At 67.1% G+C, this 6175-nt stretch carries 7 protein-coding genes; all 7 read right to left on the reverse strand.

What is annotated here, in order from left to right; genetic code table 11:
- Positions 1 to 1076, reverse strand: a 1076-nt coding sequence (locus ACEW8N_RS04400) for a hypothetical protein (protein WP_373498590.1), incomplete at its 3' end; no start/stop codon positions are given.
- Between the two features lie 65 nt (positions 1077 to 1141).
- Complete coding sequence (locus ACEW8N_RS04405; RefSeq protein WP_373498591.1) at positions 1142 to 1297, reverse strand: hypothetical protein; 156 nt, start codon at positions 1295 to 1297, stop codon at positions 1142 to 1144.
- Positions 1298 to 1320: 23 nt separating this feature from the next.
- Positions 1321 to 2085, reverse strand: coding sequence for a hypothetical protein (locus ACEW8N_RS04410; RefSeq protein ID WP_373498592.1), 765 nt, complete (start codon positions 2083 to 2085; stop codon positions 1321 to 1323).
- Between the two features lie 20 nt (positions 2086 to 2105).
- Positions 2106 to 2567: a phage tail protein gene (locus tag ACEW8N_RS04415; RefSeq protein WP_373498593.1), complete on the reverse strand. Its 462-nt coding sequence runs from the start codon at positions 2565 to 2567 to the stop codon at positions 2106 to 2108.
- Between the two features lie 56 nt (positions 2568 to 2623).
- Positions 2624 to 4159 (reverse strand): phage tail sheath family protein, encoded by a 1536-nt coding sequence (locus tag ACEW8N_RS04420; RefSeq protein ID WP_373498594.1) that lies wholly within the window; start codon positions 4157 to 4159, stop codon positions 2624 to 2626.
- Positions 4160 to 4228: 69 nt separating this feature from the next.
- Positions 4229 to 4840 (reverse strand): DUF4255 domain-containing protein, encoded by a 612-nt coding sequence (locus ACEW8N_RS04425; protein ID WP_373498595.1) that lies wholly within the window; start codon positions 4838 to 4840, stop codon positions 4229 to 4231.
- Positions 4837 to 6175 (reverse strand): ATP-binding protein (locus tag ACEW8N_RS04430; RefSeq protein ID WP_373498596.1); only part of this gene is annotated, 1339 nt, incomplete at its 5' end. The genes ACEW8N_RS04425 and ACEW8N_RS04430, both read right to left, overlap by 4 nt.

Genomic DNA, 6175 nt, shown 5'->3' on the forward strand with positions numbered 1-6175 from the left:
CCCGCCCAAACCGGGATTGCGGGGCCAGGCCCGGCGGGGGCGATCCCCCCGGCGTGCCGCAGGGGAAGCATCACGCCCGGATCCGGCGCCGGCAGGGCCGGGAATTTCTGTCCGCCCTCTGCGCGGGAACTTGCTGGATATCCTTCACCCCCCTCCAGCGTCATCGGCTGCGGCCGAAAGCCGATGCCGGGAAGCAGCGCCAGGGTTCGGGCCAGCACACCGAGCGCCGGCGCGAAGGCAGGATCGGATGCCTTTGACGACGACGCCATCCGAGAATGTCCCGCCTGTCCCCGGTCAAATCGTTCGGTCGGACCCTCCCGGAAGACCGTTGTCTCGACCGGAACCTCCCACGCCGCCGCATCCCCGACGGCGGGCTGATGCCCCGAAGGCGTCAGCCGATCTGTCCGGTGGGATGGACGTTCCGGCGCCGGCGGCGGCCCGGGAGGGACGCCTTGCTGCATGCCCGTGCCTCGCGGTTCCCATCCCGGCGATGCCGCTCCGAAAATCATGCCGGGGGCCTCCTGCCTGGACGGCCCGCCTGCTGAAACAGGGGATCTGGCCATGCCTGCCGTCGTCATGCCGCCGGTCCGCCCGTCGAAAATCCCTGCCGTGGGGGCCGCGGGAATCGGCCTCCGGGAAGCGCTGCCCGGCGGGGCGGGCTGCTGGAAGATGAACATCCCGATCGGTACCGGCATGACGGGCGTCCGGGTCGGCCCGGAAACGGCTCCGGAAATCGGCCCTCCCGGCGCCCGTTCCGCGCGGGCGTCCCTGCCGGGGGGACCCGCCGAGCCCATGGATCCTTCCGGACCCCTCAGGACCGGCTGTGCTTCGCGAGTCGCCGCTCCCCGTCCATGGCCGCCGGGAGCCTGGTCCTTCCAGGACATCTCGGCCTCTCCGCCCCGAAATCCCTGAATCCGGACATCCAGCCGCAGCCCCGAAAGACCCAGAAACACCCATGGGCCCGACCGGAGCCGCCGGACCAGCCACCGCCCGCGGTGGGGCTGAAGCTGGTTTCCCAGGACCCAGGGCACCGCATCGGATGCGGGCGTCGTTGGAAGGGGATGGCGTTCGATCATAATGATTGTCCTTGTTATCCTGATGGCTTCATCGTTCCGGTTGCAAAAAATCGGAAAATCCCGGGCTACCCTCTTCTCAGCCGATCGCCCAGGGCTTCCATCGCCTTGTTTTCCGCCTGGATCCGCTCCGCCAGCATCCTGACGAAGGCCCGCCGTTCGGTGAGATCGAGGTTCATGATCTCCGACCAGGACCAGTGGAGGTGGTAGGCCAGGTAGAACACCTCTTCCCGCAGCCGGTGCCCTCCTAGCCCGCGACGAAAAAATGGGATACGTCCAGCACCCCCGAAAAAGTCGATCCACATGCGCCGCACGACACCATCCGCATGAAATCGACCCCCGGCGTCCGGTCGTTGAAGCCTGCCTGGAGGAGCCTCCGGTCCCCCAGGGTCAGGTCCCTCAGGATCTTCACCCCGTAGGCCTCGAGGGCCGACCGCGGCAGTTCGCCGAACCGCCGGATGCAGCGGAGCATGAGGGCGTCCTGGGCCTTGAGCGGATCCCTGGCCACCATGGGGGCGACGAACTCCTCGTCCACGCCCCGGGGCAGGCTCAGGGTCAGCTCGGTATGCCGGACGCCCCGGCGGTCGGTATAGCCGTCCGCCAGGGCCAGGTGGATCTCCGGCAGGGGCTCGCCGTCCTCCAGGCGCCGGACCGGCAGCGCGCCGAGGTCCTCTGTGACGGCCACCCGGGCCCCGCATCCGGGGCAGGCATATACGGCCGGCATCCGGTCCCCCAGGGTGATCCGCCGCAGCTCGAGGAGCAGGTAGTTCCGGTCGGCGGAGTAGAGGCCGGAAACCGCCTCCCGCCCCACGGCCGGAAGGGTTCCCAGCCGGACCAGGCACCCCGCCAGGAGTCCGGTGACGAGGGCCCCGCCCGAAAGGGTCGGGTCGTAGAGCACCGCCTCCTCGTGGCCCCGCATCTTCCGCAGGACCGCCCGGCGGTGAAGGGTTCCGTCTCCGTCCGGGTACCCGATGGGCAGCCGGAACTCGAATTCGCTCTGATAGGTCTCCATGGGCGCCCCTGCTTTCCGGGTCAGACGCGGTACATCCGTTCGACCGCGAGCACGATGGTCTGCTTCATCAGGTCGGAGCTCGCCGCATCCAGGGCGGTAAACTTGGAGGACTTGATCCAGGCGCCCTCGAAGGCGAACCGCAGCACCTCCTGGCCGAACTGCTTCTTGACGACGGAGCCGTTCCGCCGCATCTGGGAGCCGGTGCCGGTGCCGTCCAGCTTGAACATCTCGTCGAACCAGCTCTTGAAATCGGCATCGGCCTGGGAGCCGTCCATGTTCCGATCGAGGGTGAGGTCGCCGTACTTGATGATGCCGGAACTGATCTTGTGGGTGATGTTGGCCCCGCCGTCCGGCTGGTCGATGGCATCGATCTCGCCTTCGCTCAGTCCGTCGACCTTGGTGATGCCGGGGCTTTCGATGCCCTCGATCTCGACCACAAATTCGTCCGTGCGATAGGCTTCATTAAAACCGAAATCAGCCATGATAATGCTCCTTTGCTAAATCCACCGGTTGAACCGTGGGTTGATATCTCCCCCCGTCATCCTTCGCTGGCGGAGGCCCCGCTCTCCTGCTGGCCCACCGTGATCACGATGGTCTCGGCCGGGCGCACCGGGTAGAAATAGACCTCGATGTTGAGGATCCCCAGTTGGACGCTGGCCGGCGGGTTGTTCTCCGAATCGATCTTGACCGTGAAGGTCTCCTCGGGCAGACCGGAGCCGAAGGCCCCCCGCCGCCACAGCCCCATGAGAAACGGGGTGACCGAATTGAACTTCACCTTGTTCCAGAGGGTCTGGTCGTTGGGCTCCTGGACCACCCACCGCAGCCCGCCCATCAGGGAGCTCTTGACGAAGTTGAAGAGCAGCCGGATGTTGACGTAGAGCCAGATGGAATTGGTGCTGAGGGTCCTGGAGCTGTCGATGACGATCCCCTGCCCCGGGATGAAGCGGACGGCGTTGACCGAGCCGTTCTTGACCAGGTCGGTGTGGACCGGGTCCGTGATGTGGTGGCGCACGTCCAGGGCGCCGTTTACCTTGGCGGCGTTGCCCGCGGGCGCCTTCCAGATGCCCCGCTCCCGTTCCGTGCGGGCGTAGACCCCCAGGATGTGCCCCGTCGGGGGGATCCATTTCTGGGTGCCGATGGGGTCGGCCACCCGGATCCACGGGAAATAGATCGCCCCGTAGACCTTGTTGCCCTGGAAGCCCTGGCTGATGACGTAGGTCTTGGATGCCCCGGCGTCGTGCCCCAGGGGCGTGTGCCCGACGAACATGCAGTCGCCCCGGTTCTCGCAGTAGGCCAGGGCCGCCGCGACAACGGTGGCGCTGTCGGTCTCCGGGCAGACGACGAGCTGCACCTTGTGGACGTCGAACCGCGGCAGGGCGGCCACCAGGGCATTCTGGAGCGGGTCCCCGGCCAGGCTGTCCTCCGCGCCGCCCGCCAGCGGGACAAAGCCGTCCGCGTCTGCCCCGGCGGCCCCGACGGTCGTGGACGGATTGGTCGCGGCATCCTCATTCACGATGATGAACTTGGACCCGGTGAACTCGTCGTTGACGGCCGTCTCGGGGTGTACGCCCGGAGCGCCCGCGGCCGTGCTGTGGTTGAGCTTCTCCCAGGTCTCGACGGTGGTGCGCTTGCCCGCCGTGGTCTGGGCCACGAAAAGATCATAGGTGCCCTCCGTCTCCGGGTTGGGCGCGATGCGGATGGACAGATTATTGCCCCAGGCGCCGGGGTCCGGCCGCCCGCGGTATCCGGCGGTGACCGTCAGGGACGCGCCGCCGGCGTCATTAAAGGTTTCCGTGGCGGCGTCGGCCACGGCGTCGTCCACCACGCGGGTGACGTAGGCCACGGCGCCCCCGTTGTCGATAAAACCGCGCATGGCGTAGGCGCCGAAGGCGCCGTCCAGGTAACCGCCGAAATGCTCGATGAATTCGCTCCAGTTCGTCACCCGGTACACCTCGCCGGGAAGACCGCGGGCGGAACGGATGATCATGGCGGCCACCGACGTCGGCGCCGCCTGGATGCTGGGTGCAACCTTGCCATCGACCTCAACGACATTTAAACCAACATTAAAGCTCATGGACTCACCTCCATTTGGTGAGGGGCGACGATGCACCGCCCGGCGCATCCCTCCTCACGGCGTTGTGGGTTAACCTGAAAACAGGCTCAAATCGTCCGCTTCGACCCGGACCTCCTCCACCACCGGCGGCATGGCCGCCTCGGCGGGCGATTCGTCCAGGCTCACGGCCAACGTGAGAACGTAGTTCAAGGAGGGCTTGAGCTGCTGATCCAAGGCCCCCCAGAATTCCGGCGGATTCTTGACCCCGTCCGGCGAAGCGATGATGGTGGGATAGGGGGGGATCTGATCCGCCAGGCTCCCCTGCAGCACGTCGGCCGGGACGGTGGGATGCCGCAGCAGGACCCGCAGGACCTGGCCCAGGAGGCGATGCTCCTCCAGAACCGATTCATCGGTCGCGGGGCTCCAGGCGGTGATGCAGTAGGCGCAGTCGATGCGGACGGGGGCACGGCGCCGGACGGCGCGTGTCCCGTCGGCTGAGCGCTGAACCGGCGGCTCGACGGTCCGCAGGTCGAAATTCTCGCGGATGTCGTACAGGTAGCAGTTGACCGTCAGGGTCTCCAGGCCCGCGCGCCAGTCGGCGTCGGGCAGGTCGAAGCTGATGTCCGCGCCCGCAAGCTCCGAGCCGGCCGGTGCCCGGGAGATCAGGAGCTGCTCGATGGTTTCGTCGAGATCGCGAATCATGGCGTTCCCCCCCCATTCGCCCCGGGGGCGATGATGTCGTAATAGGGCTCGAAATCGGTCCTGACGCAGGCCTTGCCCATCTTGTGAAATTCCTGCCGCGTGGCCCGGATGAGATGGGGCATGGCGACCGTCTTGCCGTCATCGGCGGCCAGAAACGCCGCGGCCAGGGCGATGTTCCGGATGTTTCCGCCGGCCAGCCGGAACCTTCTGGCCATGAAATCCAGGTCCACGTCCGACGACACCGGCGCGGCGGCGGGCCAGGTGCCCCGCCAGATCCGGAGCCGGTCGTCCGCCTCGGGGAACGGGAAATGGATCGTGAAGGCCAGGCGGCGCACGAAGGCGTCGTCCATGTTCTTGCGCAGGTTGGTCGCCAGGATGGCCACCCCCTCGAAGGTCTCCATCTGCTGAAGGAGGTAGCTGATCTCGATGTTGGCGTACCGGTCGTGGGAATCCCTGACCTCGCTGCGCTTGCCGAAGAGGGCGTCGGCTTCGTCGAAAAAGAGGATGGCGTTGGAGGTCTCGGCCTCGGTAAAGATCCGGGCCAGGTTTTTCTCCGTTTCGCCGATATACTTGCTTACCACGGTGGACAGGTCGATCTTGTAAAGGTCCAGGCCCAGATCGCCCGCGAGGATCTCGGCCGCCATGGTCTTCCCGGTTCCCGAAGGCCCGGCGAACAGGGCGTTCACCCCTTTGCCCAGCGAAAGCTTCCGGCCGAAGCCCCAGCTTTCGAACACCTGGGCGCGATGCCTCACGAAATGCGTGATCGACCGGAGCTGTTCCAGGCAGTCGGCCGGCAGGACGATGTCCTCCCAGGTTGCCCCGGGGACGATCTTCCGGGCCAGGCGGCCGAGTTTTTGGTTGGAGTGGCGCCGGCAGGCCTCGTAGAGATCCTCCGGGTGGACCTTCCCGCCCCGTCCGAGCCGGAGGCGGGAGAGATTGCGGGCGGTGTCCGCCGCATCCAGGATCTGACCCCCGTTGAACCGGAATTTGCCGGCCACGGCACCCAGGTGCTCCCGGTCGGCCGGGTCGATATCCTCTTTTTTCAGGGCCTGGTCCCACATGGCCCGCCGGAGCGCATGGGACGGCCGGTTGAAGCCGACCCGGACGAAGGGCCTGCGGCAGAGGTCCCGGCCGGGCTCCCATTCGACATCCCCCGCCAGGAAGACCATCTCCGGACCGGTGTCCACGGCCCGGAAGACCTGCGCCAGGCGGTGGCGGTGATCGTCGTCGAGGAGCCGGTCGAAGCCTTCCATATAAATGGCGGCGCCCCGGAGGCGCGCTTCCCGAACGAGGCGCTCCGTCAGCGGCCCGACCTCGCCCGCTTCCGCCTCGGCC

The sequence above is a fragment of the Desulfococcus sp. genome (assembly GCF_041737845.1).
Taxonomy (GTDB): Bacteria; Desulfobacterota; Desulfobacteria; order Desulfobacterales; family Desulfococcaceae; genus Desulfococcus.

Coding starts and splice junctions, on each gene's coding strand:
- ACEW8N_RS04425 (WP_373498595.1), bottom strand. CDS start 4,840: ATGATTCGCGATCTCGACGAAACCATCGAGCAGCTCCTGATCTCCCGG.
- ACEW8N_RS04415 (WP_373498593.1), bottom strand. CDS start 2,567: ATGGCTGATTTCGGTTTTAATGAAGCCTATCGCACGGACGAATTTGTG.
- ACEW8N_RS04410 (WP_373498592.1), bottom strand. CDS start 2,085: ATGGAGACCTATCAGAGCGAATTCGAGTTCCGGCTGCCCATCGGGTAC.
- ACEW8N_RS04420 (WP_373498594.1), bottom strand. CDS start 4,159: ATGAGCTTTAATGTTGGTTTAAATGTCGTTGAGGTCGATGGCAAGGTT.